Raw genomic sequence first — 14,947 nt, 5'->3', positions numbered from 1 at the left:
TAATTTCTAATTCTTTAAATCAAATTTATGCTGAGTTTCTACTTGCATTAGTATTTCCGAAAAGTGATCTGGTCACAATTTTTTCGTATACTTTTACCAACTCTTCATCAACCTCATTTTCTTTATTCAGTTCGTTAATTCTTAATAAAGCATATTGTTGTATTGTCAACAACGGCAATACAATACGTTCTCTTACCTGAATCGATGCTATACCATCAGGATAGTTTTCCATAAGTGTTTTATGTCCTGCTATTTTAAGTAATAAACGTTTTGTTTCCTGAAATTCATCGTAAATAATTTGCCAGAATTCACCAAATTCAGGGTCATTTCTCATGTAAGCTGTTAGCGGCAAAAATGATTTAGCCAATGACATCATACTGTTTTCAAGCAATGTTTTAAAGAATAAAGAATTGTGATACAAATCGTGTACTTTGTCCCATTGTCCTGATTCTTCAAAATGTTTTAATGCTGATCCTACTCCAAAAAATCCTGGTACATTTTGTTTCAATTGACTCCATGAACCTACAAAAGGAATCGCTCTTAGATCAGCAAAATCTAATGATTCAGATTTACTTCTTTTAGAAGGGCGGCTTCCGATATTAGTTTTCGAGTAATATTTTAACGTACTCATTTTCTCTAAATACGGAATGAATTTTGGATGATTCTTAAAGCTTAGGTATTTTTCATAACCTAAATCAGCCAAATGAGTTAAAATCTGAGTTTCATCTGCACTTAATTCGTTTTTCTCTTTACTGAATACCTGATTGGTTACACCGGCAGTCAATAAATTCTCTATATTATAACGGCAAGAATCCAAAGTTCCAAAATTAGAACTAATCGTTTGTCCCTGAACTGTAATCTGAATTTCGTTATTTTCGATCTTTGGTCCTAAAGAAGCATAAAACTTATGCGTTTTTCCACCACCACGAGCCGGAGGTCCACCACGTCCGTCAAAGAAAATGGCTTTAATGCCGTATTTTCTGGAAATTTCAGTTAAAGCGATTTTAGCCTGATAAATACTCCAGTTTGCCATTAAGTAACCACCGTCTTTAGTTCCGTCAGAGAAACCTAACATAATAGTTTGCTTATTGCCTCTTTCCTGTAAATGTTTTGAATATTCTGGATTCGTATACAATTGCTCCATAATATGGTGCGCATTTTGTAAATCATCAACAGATTCAAAAAGCGGAATAATATCTACAGTTGGATGTTCCCAATTGTTCAATCTGATCATTGCAAAAGTCTCCATTACATTCAATGCGCTTTCGTTATTACTAATAATATAACGATTGGCACCAAATTCACCATTAGCATTCTGAATGGTTTTAATAGCCTGAACAGACTCTAAAGTCGATCTTGTGATTTCATTTTCAAAATCAGCCGGATTTAATTCTCCTTTAACTTTAGATAAAACAACTAATTTTTCATCTTCAGATAATTCAAAGTAATTTGAAGGAAATATTGGAGAACCAGAATTCAAATAATAATTCACCACATCCTTAAATACGGCATCATGAATTTTACTATTCTGACGAATATCTAAAGTAGCAAAATGGAAACCAAAAAGATTAATTTTTACCAAAAAGGCTTCCAGATCATCTAAATAAAGAGATTGGTGTTTTTCGATAATAATATCACGAATAAGATTTAATTGTGTCAGTAATTCATCTAGAGTGATATAGATTTCACCTTTAGAATAAAAAACAGAACGATAAAGTTTATGTTCAAGTTCAGCTACTAAAGTGTCTACTCCTGAGAAAGTTAACTTACGTTTTAAATTTCTCATTTCGATATAATAACACTTTAAAATTGAAGTACGTAAACGTTCCGCAACTTTCAAAGTAATCTCTGTAGTAACAAAAGGATTTCCGTCACGATCTCCTCCCGGCCAGAATCCTAATTTTATTAATTGATTCTGAATAGCTTCTCCGTGAAGGATGTTTTTTTGTAAATAATGAACAATTTCACCTGAAGTAGCATAGAAAACATTCTCTAAATACCAGATCAAACTAACCGCTTCATCGTAAGGATTTGGTTTTTCGTTCTGAATAAAAGGTGTTTTTCCTAATTGTGCCAACAATTCTTTTATTTTTAATAAATCATTCAAACGAATAGCTTCGGTTAAATCATTTATAATTCCTAAAACTGGTCCAGGGTAAAATTGCGTTGGATGCGCTGTTAGAACTGTTCTGACATTGAAATTTTCTAAGAATTCGATCAATTCATGATCTTTCTCCTTAGCATCAGATTTCTCCTTGATGTCACGCAAAGATCCGCGGCCTTCCATGTTGTTAACTTCCGGGAAAGCTGCATCTTCAATAGCATCAAATAATACAATTTGACGCTCTGTATATTGAATAAAACGAAACATTAAATCGATTTTATCCTTTTCTGTGGCGTTGTTTAAATATCGATTAGAGAAAAAATCGAATATTTCTTTTGGTGTTTCTTGTTTTTTAAATCCTGTTTCGCATGTCTCTGTAAATAAAGGAAGTAAAGCCCCGGTATTATCTATCGAGTCAAAAGGCAATGTTATAAATACACTATTATAAATGTGGTATTTTGAGAGAACATCTTGATTAAAACGTTCTATTTTTGGTAACGTGTACATAATCTATTGTAGTTGTGGTTAATTAGTCATAAAAAAACCCCAAGAATAAACTTGAGGTTATATTTTAATATAGCATTCAAGAAAAAATTACATATTTTTAAAAATAGTATGCATCAAACGCTTCTTATCGTTGATACTTTCTTCTAATGAAATCATAGTTTCTGTTCTGTAAACACCATCGATATCATCTATCATAAAGATAACCTCTTTTGCGTGCTTAGTATCTTTTGCTCTAATTTTGCAAAAAATATTGAATTTTCCTGTCGTTACAGAAGCTACTGTTACGAACGGAATTTGATTGATTCGCTCTAATACAAATTTAGTTTGAGACGTATTATTAAGGAACACACCCACATATGCAATAAATGAATACCCTAATTTATCGTAATCCAAAGCCAATGAAGAACCCATTATTATTCCTGCGTCTTCCATTTTCTTAACCCTAACATGCACTGTACCAGCAGATATCAATAGTTTTTTTGCAATGTCAGTAAACGGAACTCTCGTATTGTCTATTAACATATCTAAAATCTGGTGATCTACTTCATCTAAACGAAATTTACTCATAATTCTTTAATTAATATTACTAATTGCTATTACAAAGTATAAAAATATATATAAAAAACAACAAATTCACATAAAAATTAACTTTTTATCAATCCGTTAACAAATTTAACATTTTTATTTAAATAAAAATCTGCTTTTTGATTCGATTTCGGAAAACCACTAAAGTCATCAGAATAAATTGCTCCTTTTGCATCGTATTCGTAATGTCCAAAATAATTTTCCAATTCGCCCGCTTCAACTATGTAAGCGTTAAAATGAATCTTATTTTCAATCAATTCTTCTTTGTATTGTGCGACAAAATTCGTAATAATTTCGATACCATCATAATTTATTTTGATATTTTTATACATAAAATCATAAAAAACCACTTTATTTTGTGAAATATTCAAATAATCATTAATTCTATTATCAACTAAATCGTTTTCGCTAATGAGTTGAAAGCTTGAAAAAAGTGAGAAAAATAAGAGCTTTCGAGTGATTTCGCGGTCATAATCATCAGGAAAGTGACCAGCTTCGAACAAAATGGTCGGCACTCCTAAAAACTGAAAAGTATCTCCTATACAATTAATATTAAATGAATCATCAAAGCGGCCCACCTGACCAGGGATATATTTTTGCAATACATCGTTGATTCCGGCAATGACATTAATAGCTTTCAAACGGTTTTCATTCACTTCCCTTTCTTCATTATAAGAAGGTGCTAAAAATGAAACAGTTGCAGGTTTTCCTGTGTTTCCTGCACCAAATATAGTACGCTGATCATGCAGATTAAAGCAGTAATGAGGTTTAAAAGATTCAAAAACTTCCCTTAACACCTTGCTCTCTGGCTGAGTTAGGTTTTGAGAATCTCTGTTTAAGTCAATTTTATTGGCATTTTCTCTTGTATAAAGTCTTGCACCATCCGGATTTAAAATAGGAATACTATAAAAAGTAAACGTTTTAAGCATTTTCTCTGCAATCTCAGATCCGCTGTTTAATACATTAATAAAGTCAAACAATGCTTTTGTCGTCGTGCTTTCGTTTCCGTGCATTTGTGACCAAAGATAAATGCGCGTTTCCCCAGTCCCAATTTGGTAACTATATATAGGTTCGTCTAAAACCGATCTTCCAATTATTTGTACTTGATTATTGGTATTTAATTTATCTAATATTGGTTTAATATGATCTAATGTCAGATAACGTCCTTCTATTGTTTTCTCTTTGTATTGGCTAAATAATTCTTCTAAATTCATTGTCTTTTGATTAGTTTACAAAAGTAAACATCTTTATTTTTACAATTGTAAACTGTTAAAAATAAAGATAATTTATAATTGTAAACAAGATTTTAAGGTTTATTAATCGATTAGTATATATGGGAGTTAACAAATGTTATAAGTTTAATTAAACAAAATCAAAATACTTATAATTAGCTACTTAATAGCCATTAATTAAAGTGATAATTAATATTATATTCTCTCCTTTTAGTAATTTACAACTGTAAAATTGCTTTATTAGATTCTTTTAGTTACATTTGTAAACAACGATTTTAAAAACAATAATTTACAATGGTAAACATCGATGATTTTGTAAAACGTCTTGAAATTATATTGGACTATTATGCCTTAAACGCCTCTTCGTTTGCTGATAAAATTGGCGTGCAGCGTTCTAGTATGTCTCACCTGCTTTCGGGCAGAAACAAACCAAGCTTAGATTTTGTCATGAAGATTATGGAAGTTTTTCCTGATGTTGACCTGTATTGGATTTTGAACGGAAAAGGAAGTTTTCCTAAAAACAATGATGAAGTTGTAGAAATGACAAAAACTCCTGCTCCTATTTCTTCAGATGAAAATATAAGTGGCGGAGATTTATTTTCTGCAATAAATTACAGAGAGGTTGAAAAACCAGCAACAAGAATTTCTTCAGAAATTAAAAATCAAAATTTAAGTTCTGAAGAAAGTGAAATTGTGAAAATTGTTATTTTTTATAAAAACGGAACTTTCAAGGCCTATAATCCTTAATTAGAATAAATCGCATATTTCAAAAAAAATGAAAATATTTTTCGGTTAAGGGATTCTCACGTAATTAAAAAAATATCGAAAATTTAGAGTTGAAAACCATCCTGAGGAATTTTACCCACAACTCCTTCATAATGTTTTTTCAAAATCAAAAGATCTGCTTCGTAATTTCCGGTTGGTAAAAATGGTTTTGCAAAACTGACTTCTTTTTTACCCCAATCAAAAGCAACAGGAACAATAGGTACGTTTGCTTTAAGCGCAATATAATAGAATCCTGTTTTTATTTCTTTCACTCCTTTACGGGTTCCTTCCGGAGCAACGGCCAGACGAAAAACTTCCTTTCTGTCAAAAATAGCCGCAATCGAATCGACTTTGTTTAATCCGCCGGTGCGATCCAATGGTTCTCCTCCTACGCTTCTAAAATAATATCCAAAAGGAAATTTGAATAATTCCTTCTTTCCAACCCAGTTCATTTCCAGTCCAGAGATTCCACGGGTAAAAATTCCTAAATAAAAATCATGATTACTTGTATGGGGCATCACCATCATCACACATTTTTTCACTTCCGCATTTTCAATTCCTACTATTTTCCAGCCCATTAGCTTAAAAAAGATGAATTTATACAACTGTTTTTTCATTAATATTTATTTTGTGTTGCAAAATAAAAGATTTAAATGGTAAATTTGAGTAAAAGCATTTAAAAATGATTCAAAAATTATTCAGTTATATCATTCCAATAAAAATATTCAAGAAAAAATCAGAAAGAAGTAAAATTATCGAAGTTACATGGGCCAATGGTGAACTGGTTCTGGATTCTGAAAACACCAATTATTCATACGGAAGTTTACAACGGATATTAAGATATGGTCTTAGAAATATAGGGTATGACGCGATTCGTAAAATGGATCATATTTTACTCTTGGGCGTTGCCGGCGGGAGCGTCATCAAAACACTGGTAGACGAAATTGAATATAAAGGTAAGATTACCGGTGTCGAAATTGATTCGGATATTATCCAGATTGCCAATCAGTATTTCAACCTTGATCAAATAAAACAATTGGAAATTGTAATTGATGATGCTTTTGAATTTGTATTAAAAACAAAAAACAAATATGATCTCATTATTATTGATATTTTTGAAGATATCAAAATGCCGAACTTTTTGTTTGAAAGTTTTTTTAGCGGACGAATTTGTTCTCTTTTAAAAAATCATGGTTTTGTTCTTTTTAATACCATGATTTTAGATGAAGCCCATAATGTTCGCAATAAAAAATATATATCAGAAATAAACGCTGAATTATTTACTTCAAAAATGCTGCCCCGCATCGAAGTGCATAATGAATTAATAATTATCGAAAAAGTCTCTTAAATTTTAAACTTTATGAAACCTCTTGCCTCTATATTAAAAGCCTTACCACCTACTAAAGTAATTGATTCTGAGATCCATCTTTCAAAATACATTCCGTTAGATTTATCTATAACGAATCATGAATTGATGGAGCAAAAACCAGCGAATGCAGCTGAATTTGAAATATTTATATCTAATTGTTTAGAAAAAAATAATGCCGAAGTTGCTTACGGAGGTTATATAGAAGGTCGTAACTTATATCAGCGAAGTACGATTTTCAAAAACGATTCTATTCCGGAACGCAATATTCATATTGGTCTCGATTTATGGACAAAAGTTGATACCGCTGTTTTGGCACCACTTGACGGAAAGGTGCACAGCTTTAAAAATAATATTGGTTTGGGAGATTACGGCCCGACCATTATTTTGGAACACATCGTCGAAAATGAAAAATTTTATACTTTATACGGACATTTATCGTTAGAAAGTATAGAAAACCTTAGTGTTGGGACATTTTTTAATAAAGGTCAAAAAATTGCAACTCTAGGAAATGCAAGTGTCAACGGCGATTACGCGCCTCATTTACATTTTCAGATTATAAAAAATATCGAAGAATATAACGGAGATTATCCCGGAGTTTGCAATACAAATGATTTGAATTTTTATATAGAAAATTGCCCTGACCCCAACTTATTATTAAAAATTACTTAAATAGTTATGAAGAAAGCAGGATTGATTATATGTTTGTTGTTGTTAATTGGATGTAAATCGAAAACCATTAGCAGAGATACCGAAGATTTAAAGATTAAGAAAATTTCTGGTTCAGAAATCAATGCCAATCAACAACAAAAAGCTTACGAATTAGGAAAACGGGTTTTAGAAACTTGTAATACATCAAAGTTTAAACCTTTTAATGACACAGAAGTTACGGCATCGGTTAGAGAAAACACAACCGAAGAGCGTTTAACCAAAACATGTCAGCGATTTAGACAATATTACGGAAGCTTTATAGATTTAAAATTAGATGGCGTTTACAAAACAAAACAAGAAGTAGTTTACCGCTATCATGCCTTATACACAAAAAAAGTTGCCAATAAAGAATTGCGCGTTTTTGTAAATGAAGACAATTTGGTTTCTGCCATAAAATCAATGGATTGGGACGAAAAATTCGATTCGAAACTAACTGAACAATAAAATACAATTATGAATTTAAAACTGCCTCTTTTTTTATTACTGTTAATTTCAACATTTGCAAACGCTCAGGAAACGATGAGTATAAAAGGTGCTAAACCTTACCCGGCAACAGAAAATTACACTTTCATTTGCGAAAAATATGTTTACACAGGCGAAGCAAATGTTCAAATTGCAAAGACAGAAAAAGGAGGCGTCTTAAAAATCACCATTAAAACAGCTAATGATAAAACCAGAATTTCCGGTGGTTTGTATGTTGATTTAGCAAACGCAGATGTTATTCCATGCGTTGACAAAAAAGTAAACGAAAGTGCTGAAGGTACAACATCATCTTATTATTATTTCACTCCGGCAGAAATGCTGAAACTGAAAAAAAATGATATCAAAGGAATTCGCTTTATAGTTACCGGAAATTCAAATGCCTTTGGTGATCAAACCGGCTATTTTACAGCTTCGAACAAAAAAGATTATTTTTCTACAGCCTTCGATAAATCTAAAAAATCATTTGATACCGCTGCAGCAATTAGTGCTTTATAAATAAATTATTTTATCTAATAAATATTATATTTATACTCTAATTTATTACCCTATGAATCCAAACGAGGCTTTAATCACCAAATTCTATACTGCTTTTGCCAACGCCGATGCTAAAACCATGAGCGAATGTTACCATCCTAAAATTCATTTTATCGATCCTGCTTTTGGCTTACTAAAAGAAGATCAGGTTTCTAAAATGTGGGAAATGCTAATTTTAAAAAGCAAAGGCAATATCAAAATAGAATTTTCAGATGTAAAAGCCGATGATTTTACAGGATCAGCAATATGGAAAGCTACCTATAATTTCAGCAAAACCAACAGAAAAGTAATCAATACTATTGCTGCCGAATTTGCTTTTCAGGACGGTTTAATCATCAAACATACCGATAATTTTGACGTTTGGAAATGGTCGAAACAAGCTTTTGGACCAATGGGATATTTATTAGGATGGACAGGTTTTTTTCAGAAAAAAATTCAGGACCAGGCCTTATTGTCTCTCAAAAAGTTTCAGGAATCTAAATAATTATATTTTTAGTTTTTACTATTTATCTTCAATTACAAATTTCTTGCTTCTTACTACTTTGGATTAATTATGTTTTAATCCCGAAATAAGTTTTCGTATCGTGTTTCAGATCTCCACGGAATTCGCTTGATTATGTATTGGATTTTTCAGGAGCAGAAAAAATAAGGTTTTTCAAGACCTTTTGTCCCGCTTTCACCTTTATCTTTGTTCGTTCCTCTCAAAGGATATCGGCTCTATCGGGGCTAATCTAGAAATTTATCATTTATAAGAAACAAAAAAATAGTTTGCAAATCTGACTTATTTTTACCGCAAAGCGCGCAAAGTTTTTTTTTACTAAAACCGTTTTATAAAAATGCAAAGTTCGCAAAGCTTTGTATTAAACCAGCTTTGCGAACTTTGCATTCTTGAATAAACCTTATAAGCTGCAATTAGTCTTTGCGAACTTTGCGAAAAACCTTAGCGGCCTTTGCGGTTAAATTTTCAGATTCAATAGCAAAATTCTAGACTAATCCATATTGACTTTTACCGCAAAGCACGCAAAGTTTTTAAATTAAGATTTTTATAAAAACTTTGCGACCTTCGCGTAAATCTTTGCGTTCTTTGCGGTTAAATTTTAAGTTTAAAAAACATTATGATCTAAACCAACCAGCAACCAATTCATCCTCAAACGAATTTGCATTTTCATGAATAAATTCATTTGTATTTTTATTATAAGAATAATCCAAAGCCCACTTTTTATGGTTCTCTGCTAAATCCTTGATACTTTCACATACAAAAGCAATTTCTTCATCAGTTGTAGTCGGGTGAATTGACATTCTAATCCATCCCGGTTTTTTGATCAAATCACCAATCGTAATTTCATTTACCAGTTTATTCGAAGTTTCCTGATCGACGTGCAATAAAAAATGTCCATAAGTTCCGGCACAGCTGCAACCTCCCCTGGTTTGAATCCCGAATTTATCATTAAGTAATTTCACCCCTAAATTAAAATGAAGATCCTCAATAAAAAACGAAATTACCCCCAAACGATTTTGGTGTTGTCCCGCCAGAATCTTAATATTAGAAACCGGATCTAATGCATTAAAAACAAAATCAACAATTTCGTGTTCACGTTGCAAAATGTTTTCAATCCCCATTTCCTCTTTTAGCTCAATAGCCAAAGCGGTTTTAATAACCTGAAGGAAACCAGGAGTTCCGCCATCTTCGCGATCCTCGATATTGTCAATATATTTATGTTCACCCCAAGGATTTGTCCAGCTTACAGTTCCCCCACCCGGACAATCGGGAATCATATTATTGTATAATTTTTTATTAAAAATCAAAACCCCTGAAGTTCCAGGGCCGCCTAAAAATTTATGAGGCGAAAAGAAAATCGCATCAAGATACGCTTCCGGATCTTCAGGATGCATATCAATTTCGACATAAGGTCCTGAACAGGCAAAATCGACAAAACAAACACCGTGATGTTGGTGCATTAATTTTGCAGCTTCATGAAAAGGAGTTTTTAAACCCGTAACATTCGAACATGAAGTTATCGAAGCGATTTTAATTGTTCTGTCAGCGTACTTTTCTAATAATAAAGCCAAATTATCCAGACAAAAAAGTCCTTTTTCGCAAGACGGAATAATCTCTACATCGGCAATAGTTTCCAACCAGGACGTTTGATTCGAATGGTGCTCCATATGCGAAATAAAAACAATAGGTCTTTTTTCTGCCGGAACAGTAATAAAATCTTTTAGATTTTCAGGAACTTTAAGTCCCAAAATACGTTGAAATTTATTGACAACACCAGTCATTCCCGTTCCGTCAGTAATCAAAACATCGTCTTTGCTGGCATTGGTATGACGCTTGATAATGTTTCTGGCATGATGATATGCTTTTGTCATGGCAGTACCTGACACAGTAGTTTCTGTATGAGTATTGGCTACAAAAGGTCCGAAATCATTCAAAAGTTTCTCCTCAATTGGTCGATATAACCTTCCGCTGGCAGTCCAATCAGTATAAATAATCTTTTTTTTGCCATACGGAGAAGTAAATTCCTGATCAATTCCCACAATATGCTTTCTAAAATCCTGAAAATAGGTTTCTAAAGTGATGGTATTATTTTTGCTATTCATTAGTGTGCCTGAGTTTGATTGCAAATATATCGCTTTTTTATAAAATTGCGAATTTATCAATTGTAAACTTCAAACATTCCATAACTGTTTAGGATCTTTAATCAAAACATTGTTTTATTAATAATTTATCATAATATTCTATCGGATTAATAGGGCAAGTAAAACTAAACAATACGTTTATGAAAAATTTATCATTAGCTACTTTTGGTGGCGGATGTTTTTGGTGTATTGAAGCTGTAATTCAGCGTTTAAACGGAATAGAATCATTAAAATCAGGATTTTCGGGAGGTTTTATCAAGAATCCCCCTTACCGGGAAGTTTGTACCGAAAGAACCGGACACGCCGAAGTGATACAAGTAACATTTGATCCTGACATAATTTCATATCATGATTTAATCTTTATATTTATGACGAGTCACGATCCAACAACTTTAAATCGTCAGGGAGCAGATGTTGGGACTCGATATCGTTCTATTGTTTTATATCATGATGAAGAACAAAAAGCAATTGCAGAAGAAGTTTTTAAAGAAGCAAAAGAATTCTATAATAATCCAATTGTTACGGAATTAGTGCCTTTCGAGGTATTTTACAATGCCGAAGACGACCATCAAAATTATTACAACAATAATCAGGATGCGCGTTATTGCCAAATCGTAATTGACCCGAAAGTGCAAAAGTTGAAAAAAATGTATGCTCATAAATTAGTTGACTAAATAAAAGTTTTGCCACAGATTAAAGGATTAAAAGGATTATTTTTTTAATTTAATTACCATTTTAAAAATCATTTTAATCTATGTAATCTGTGGCTAAAAATAAAAACTCAAATGAAAAATTTAAAAATAAATAATCGATTTACTGCTGAACTACCTGCAGATCCTAGCGAAACAAATGAAATTCGTCAGGTTTCTAATGCTGTTTTCTCTTATGTAAATCCTACAAAACCTTCGAATCCTAAACTTATTCACGCATCAAAAGAAGTAGCTGAATTGGTAGGTATTACTGAAGACGAAATTCAATCTGAAGCCTTTTTGAATGCCTTTTCAGGAAAAGAAGTTCTTGCTGAAACCCGCCCTTATGCTATGTGTTACGCGGGACATCAGTTCGGGAATTGGGCTGGACAATTAGGTGATGGCCGTGCTATCAACTTAACCGAAGTAGAACATAATAATGAGTTTTTTACACTTCAATTAAAAGGAGCTGGAAAAACTCCGTACTCAAGAACTGCAGACGGTTTGGCTGTTTTGCGTTCTTCTGTCAGAGAATATTTGTGTGCCGAAGCAATGTATCATTTAGGTGTTCCCACTACCCGATCGCTTTCGCTGATGTTATCCGGAGATGAAGTTTTAAGAGATATCTTATACAATGGAAATCCAGCTTACGAAAAAGGAGCAATTGTTTGTCGTGTAGCGCCATCATTTATTCGTTTTGGAAGTTTCGAAATGCTGACAGCGCGAAACGAACTCAAGAACTTAAAACAATTTGTTGAATATAATATCAAACATTATTTTCCTGAAATTAAAGGAGAACCAAAAGAGCAATATCTACAATTCTTTCAAACAGTTGCAGATAAAACCCGTGAAATGATTTTACATTGGCAGCGTGTAGGTTTTGTACACGGCGTGATGAATACTGATAATATGTCGATTCACGGAATCACGATCGATTATGGTCCGTATGGCTGGTTAGAAAATTACGATCCAAACTGGACACCCAACACAACCGACAGTCAAAATAGGAGATATCGTTTTGGCAATCAGCCGCAAATTGCACAATGGAATTTATACCAATTGGCAAATGCGCTGTATCCATTAATTAATGAAGCGGAACCTTTAGAAAAAATATTAGAATCGTTTATTAATGAGTATGATTCAGAATATAAAACAATGTTTTTAAGTAAATTAGGAATATTTACTTCAACTGAAACTGATAGCAAATTCATTACTGCTTTAGAAACTGTTTTACAATTATCTGAAACTGATATGACCATCTTTTTTAGAAATCTAAGTCAAATTTTAAAATCAGATTCTCCGGAAAAAGCAATTGAAAAAATAAAAGACGCTTTCTACAAGCCTGAAGAAATTTCAGGAGGAATCTTAGAAGCCTGGACAAAATGGTTTGCGGTTTATATTGAAAGATTAAATACCGAAGAAGTATCAGATGAAAATCGTTCAGAAAAAATGAACGCGATAAATCCTAAATATGTGCTTCGAAATTATATGTCGCAATTGGCAATTGATGCCGCAGATCAGGGAGATTATTCTTTGATTGACGAATTGTATCAGTTATTACAAAAACCATATGACGAACAGCCGGAATACGAGAAATGGTTCGCCAAAAGACCCGATTGGGCACGATCTAAAGTAGGTTGTTCTATGCTTTCTTGTAGTTCTTAAAATTATTTAGAATTATCAAAATAAATAAATTTCTTAATAGCAACTTTTATTAAGAAATACCTTTTTTTAATACTATTAATACAGTTTAAAACTTATTTTTGTAAGAATTTTAAACTATATTAATATGTCCAAGAAATTATTTTATTTACTAGGCATTGCAGCAACAATTTTTGTAGGGACGCTTTTGTATCTCCACTTTTGCTGCAATTGCTGTATGACCTCAAAAACAGCCGACGATACTGCAATAGCTGTTAAAACCGGAGAACAAGATCGAAATCCTTTCCTTCTTAACGGTTCCGGAATGAATTATCAATGTAATGATAACTTCAACTTCATTTCGAATAATTCTACCCTGATTACACCAGTTTCCGACTCCGTCCTCGTTGGTGTAGAACAATTAAAAACTCTTTTGATTGCCAATCCTAAACAAATCATTACGATTACAGGATACGCAACTTCTGAAGAGAAAAACACAACTAAATTTGATAATCTTGGTTTATCCCGAGCAAATGATGTTAGAACTTTTTTTATATCCAAAGGATTGCCAAAAGAGCAATTTGATATAAAAGGAGAAATTGTTACTTCATGGCAAATGATGAATGACACACTTTCCGGACCTGTAAAATTCGCCTTTAATGAACTTATTTCTAGCGATAATGCTGATGTAAGTACAATTAAAGATGAGTTAAACGCAAATCCACTTGTTTTGTATTTTAATACTAATAAATCAAACGAAAATTTAAGCAAAGAAGAACATCAAAAAATAAGTGATATTGCTAAATATATAATGAGAACTCCACAGGCAAGTGTCCTTATTGTTGGTCATTCGGACAGTAGTGGTAAGCGTGAAACCAACATATTATTAGCAAAGAAAAGAGCTGATTTTGCAAAAAACTATTTAGTAAAAAATGGAATATCTGCTTCTCGTATCGAAACACAGTCAAAAGGACCTGATGAACCGGTTGCTGAAAACCAAACGGCTGAAGGAAAAGCAAAAAATAGACGAACAGTAATTACAATAAAATAATTAATTATAAATATTATGAATATACCTTGTATCTTAATCCCTGCACTGGTAGGGTTAATCTGTGGAATTTTAGGTTACTTAATTGGAAAAATGAATTCTAAAGACGGAGATAATTCTCAATACCTAAACTTGCAATCAGATTTGGACAATTGCAGATCGAATACACAACAATTAAAAGCTAAAATTTCTTCTTTAGAAAATGATCTGGATTTCTGCAGAGCAAACGGCCTTAAATTAAATACTAAAATTTCAGAACTATCAAAAAAATCTACTGATGATATCAAATCATTCGCTTCAAACACAGATCGTATAGTTTATTTTAATAGTGAATTAGCAGCGTCCGTTTTTGAGAAAAAAATAAAAGAAAATGATTTGAAAATCATCGAAGGAATTGGTCCTAAGATTGAAGAATTGTATCATAATGCCGGAATTAATACTTGGTTAAAATTATCTCAAACTTCTATTGAAAAATCACAATCGATTTTAGATGCAGGAGGAGAAAGTTTTACTATGCATAATCCTGGAACCTGGGCACGACAAGCAGAATTTGCTCATCAGGGCAAATGGCAGGAACTAAAAGACTGGCAAGATGTTCTTGATGGAGGAAAAGAATAAAGATTAAAAAGTAAAAGCTGGTTT

Annotated in this window: 15 protein-coding genes; 10 read left to right on the top strand and 5 right to left on the bottom strand. The window is 32.4% G+C overall.

The window, feature by feature from the left end; genetic code table 11:
• Positions 1 to 25 precede the first annotated feature (25 nt).
• The 3 genes from ACIDC4_RS05635 to ACIDC4_RS05625 form a co-directional block, all read right to left on the bottom strand.
• The gene (locus tag ACIDC4_RS05635; RefSeq protein WP_412042121.1) at positions 26 to 2,611 is read right to left on the bottom strand and encodes a phosphoenolpyruvate carboxylase; all 2,586 of its coding nucleotides are present in this window, start codon (positions 2,609 to 2,611) and stop codon (positions 26 to 28) included.
• Positions 2,612 to 2,698: 87 nt separating this feature from the next.
• A complete protein-coding gene (locus tag ACIDC4_RS05630) occupies positions 2,699 to 3,178 on the bottom strand; it encodes an Lrp/AsnC family transcriptional regulator (RefSeq protein WP_008468989.1) in 480 nt (159 codons plus the stop codon).
• 77 nt (positions 3,179 to 3,255) lie between these two features.
• Positions 3,256 to 4,410 carry a M14 family metallopeptidase gene (locus tag ACIDC4_RS05625; protein WP_412042120.1) on the bottom strand — a complete coding sequence of 385 codons (1,155 nt, stop codon included), beginning with the start codon at positions 4,408 to 4,410 and terminating at the stop codon, positions 3,256 to 3,258.
• A 312-nt stretch (positions 4,411 to 4,722) separates the two neighbouring features.
• Between ACIDC4_RS05625 and ACIDC4_RS05620 the strand changes: the two genes are divergently transcribed.
• Entirely contained in the window at positions 4,723 to 5,175 is a 453-nt protein-coding gene (locus tag ACIDC4_RS05620) for a helix-turn-helix transcriptional regulator (RefSeq protein WP_412042119.1), read from the top strand.
• A gap of 83 nt (positions 5,176 to 5,258) precedes the next feature.
• On the opposite strand, the gene ACIDC4_RS05615 is transcribed toward ACIDC4_RS05620, so the two are convergent.
• The gene (locus ACIDC4_RS05615) at positions 5,259 to 5,810 is read right to left on the bottom strand and encodes a 1-acyl-sn-glycerol-3-phosphate acyltransferase (RefSeq protein WP_412042118.1); all 552 of its coding nucleotides are present in this window, start codon (positions 5,808 to 5,810) and stop codon (positions 5,259 to 5,261) included.
• Positions 5,811 to 5,875: 65 nt separating this feature from the next.
• Here ACIDC4_RS05615 and ACIDC4_RS05610 point away from each other — a divergent pair, with 65 nt between their 5' ends.
• Genes ACIDC4_RS05610 through ACIDC4_RS05590 form a run of 5 tightly spaced genes read left to right on the top strand, consistent with a single transcriptional unit; the run spans position 5,876 to position 8,771 of the window.
• Positions 5,876 to 6,541 carry a spermidine synthase gene (locus ACIDC4_RS05610; protein ID WP_230038783.1) on the top strand — a complete coding sequence of 222 codons (666 nt, stop codon included), beginning with the start codon at positions 5,876 to 5,878 and terminating at the stop codon, positions 6,539 to 6,541.
• A gap of 12 nt (positions 6,542 to 6,553) precedes the next feature.
• Positions 6,554 to 7,231: a peptidoglycan DD-metalloendopeptidase family protein gene (locus ACIDC4_RS05605; RefSeq protein ID WP_412042117.1), complete on the top strand. Its 678-nt coding sequence runs from the start codon at positions 6,554 to 6,556 to the stop codon at positions 7,229 to 7,231.
• Between the two features lie 6 nt (positions 7,232 to 7,237).
• A complete protein-coding gene (locus ACIDC4_RS05600; protein ID WP_412042116.1) occupies positions 7,238 to 7,714 on the top strand; it encodes a hypothetical protein in 477 nt (158 codons plus the stop codon).
• Positions 7,715 to 7,723: 9 nt separating this feature from the next.
• Positions 7,724 to 8,248: a hypothetical protein gene (locus ACIDC4_RS05595; protein ID WP_412042115.1), complete on the top strand. Its 525-nt coding sequence runs from the start codon at positions 7,724 to 7,726 to the stop codon at positions 8,246 to 8,248.
• A gap of 52 nt (positions 8,249 to 8,300) precedes the next feature.
• Positions 8,301 to 8,771: a nuclear transport factor 2 family protein gene (locus ACIDC4_RS05590; protein ID WP_412042114.1), complete on the top strand. Its 471-nt coding sequence runs from the start codon at positions 8,301 to 8,303 to the stop codon at positions 8,769 to 8,771.
• Between the two features lie 629 nt (positions 8,772 to 9,400).
• Here ACIDC4_RS05590 and ACIDC4_RS05585 read toward each other — a convergent pair.
• Positions 9,401 to 10,888, bottom strand: coding sequence for an aminotransferase class V-fold PLP-dependent enzyme (locus ACIDC4_RS05585; RefSeq protein ID WP_412042113.1), 1,488 nt, complete (start codon positions 10,886 to 10,888; stop codon positions 9,401 to 9,403).
• Between the two features lie 179 nt (positions 10,889 to 11,067).
• Here ACIDC4_RS05585 and msrA point away from each other — a divergent pair, with 179 nt between their 5' ends.
• The 4 genes from msrA (at position 11,068) to ACIDC4_RS05565 (ending at position 14,923) form a co-directional block, all read left to right on the top strand.
• Positions 11,068 to 11,601, top strand: a complete 534-nt coding sequence (gene msrA / locus ACIDC4_RS05580) for a peptide-methionine (S)-S-oxide reductase MsrA (protein ID WP_412042112.1) — start codon at positions 11,068 to 11,070, stop codon at positions 11,599 to 11,601.
• A 111-nt stretch (positions 11,602 to 11,712) separates the two neighbouring features.
• Complete coding sequence (locus ACIDC4_RS05575; protein ID WP_412042111.1) at positions 11,713 to 13,281, top strand: protein adenylyltransferase SelO; 1,569 nt, start codon at positions 11,713 to 11,715, stop codon at positions 13,279 to 13,281.
• Between the two features lie 124 nt (positions 13,282 to 13,405).
• Entirely contained in the window at positions 13,406 to 14,308 is a 903-nt protein-coding gene (locus tag ACIDC4_RS05570; protein ID WP_412042110.1) for an OmpA family protein, read from the top strand.
• Between the two features lie 15 nt (positions 14,309 to 14,323).
• On the top strand, positions 14,324 to 14,923 hold the full coding sequence (locus ACIDC4_RS05565; protein ID WP_412042109.1) for a hypothetical protein: 600 nt from the start codon (positions 14,324 to 14,326) through the stop codon (positions 14,921 to 14,923).
• The last annotated feature ends 24 nt before the right edge of the window (positions 14,924 to 14,947 follow it).

Source organism: Flavobacterium sp. C3NV, assembly GCF_046825355.2.
Lineage (GTDB): Bacteria > Bacteroidota > Bacteroidia > Flavobacteriales > Flavobacteriaceae > Flavobacterium.
The sequence above is the reverse complement of the archived record's forward strand: the minus strand, read 5'-3'. Positions and strand labels throughout refer to the sequence as shown.

Bases quoted from the DNA above. Each gene is read 5' to 3' on its own strand.
- ACIDC4_RS05635 (WP_412042121.1), bottom strand. From the start codon at position 2,611: ATGTACACGTTACCAAAAATAGAACGTTTTAATCAAGATGTTCTCTCA.
- ACIDC4_RS05630 (WP_008468989.1), bottom strand. From the start codon at position 3,178: ATGAGTAAATTTCGTTTAGATGAAGTAGATCACCAGATTTTAGATATG.
- ACIDC4_RS05625 (WP_412042120.1), bottom strand. From the start codon at position 4,410: ATGAATTTAGAAGAATTATTTAGCCAATACAAAGAGAAAACAATAGAA.
- ACIDC4_RS05620 (WP_412042119.1), top strand. From the start codon at position 4,723: ATGGTAAACATCGATGATTTTGTAAAACGTCTTGAAATTATATTGGAC.
- ACIDC4_RS05615 (WP_412042118.1), bottom strand. From the start codon at position 5,810: ATGAAAAAACAGTTGTATAAATTCATCTTTTTTAAGCTAATGGGCTGG.
- ACIDC4_RS05610 (WP_230038783.1), top strand. From the start codon at position 5,876: ATGATTCAAAAATTATTCAGTTATATCATTCCAATAAAAATATTCAAG.
- ACIDC4_RS05605 (WP_412042117.1), top strand. From the start codon at position 6,554: ATGAAACCTCTTGCCTCTATATTAAAAGCCTTACCACCTACTAAAGTA.
- ACIDC4_RS05600 (WP_412042116.1), top strand. From the start codon at position 7,238: ATGAAGAAAGCAGGATTGATTATATGTTTGTTGTTGTTAATTGGATGT.
- ACIDC4_RS05595 (WP_412042115.1), top strand. From the start codon at position 7,724: ATGAATTTAAAACTGCCTCTTTTTTTATTACTGTTAATTTCAACATTT.
- ACIDC4_RS05590 (WP_412042114.1), top strand. From the start codon at position 8,301: ATGAATCCAAACGAGGCTTTAATCACCAAATTCTATACTGCTTTTGCC.
- ACIDC4_RS05585 (WP_412042113.1), bottom strand. From the start codon at position 10,888: ATGAATAGCAAAAATAATACCATCACTTTAGAAACCTATTTTCAGGAT.
- msrA (WP_412042112.1), top strand. From the start codon at position 11,068: ATGAAAAATTTATCATTAGCTACTTTTGGTGGCGGATGTTTTTGGTGT.
- ACIDC4_RS05575 (WP_412042111.1), top strand. From the start codon at position 11,713: ATGAAAAATTTAAAAATAAATAATCGATTTACTGCTGAACTACCTGCA.
- ACIDC4_RS05570 (WP_412042110.1), top strand. From the start codon at position 13,406: ATGTCCAAGAAATTATTTTATTTACTAGGCATTGCAGCAACAATTTTT.
- ACIDC4_RS05565 (WP_412042109.1), top strand. From the start codon at position 14,324: ATGAATATACCTTGTATCTTAATCCCTGCACTGGTAGGGTTAATCTGT.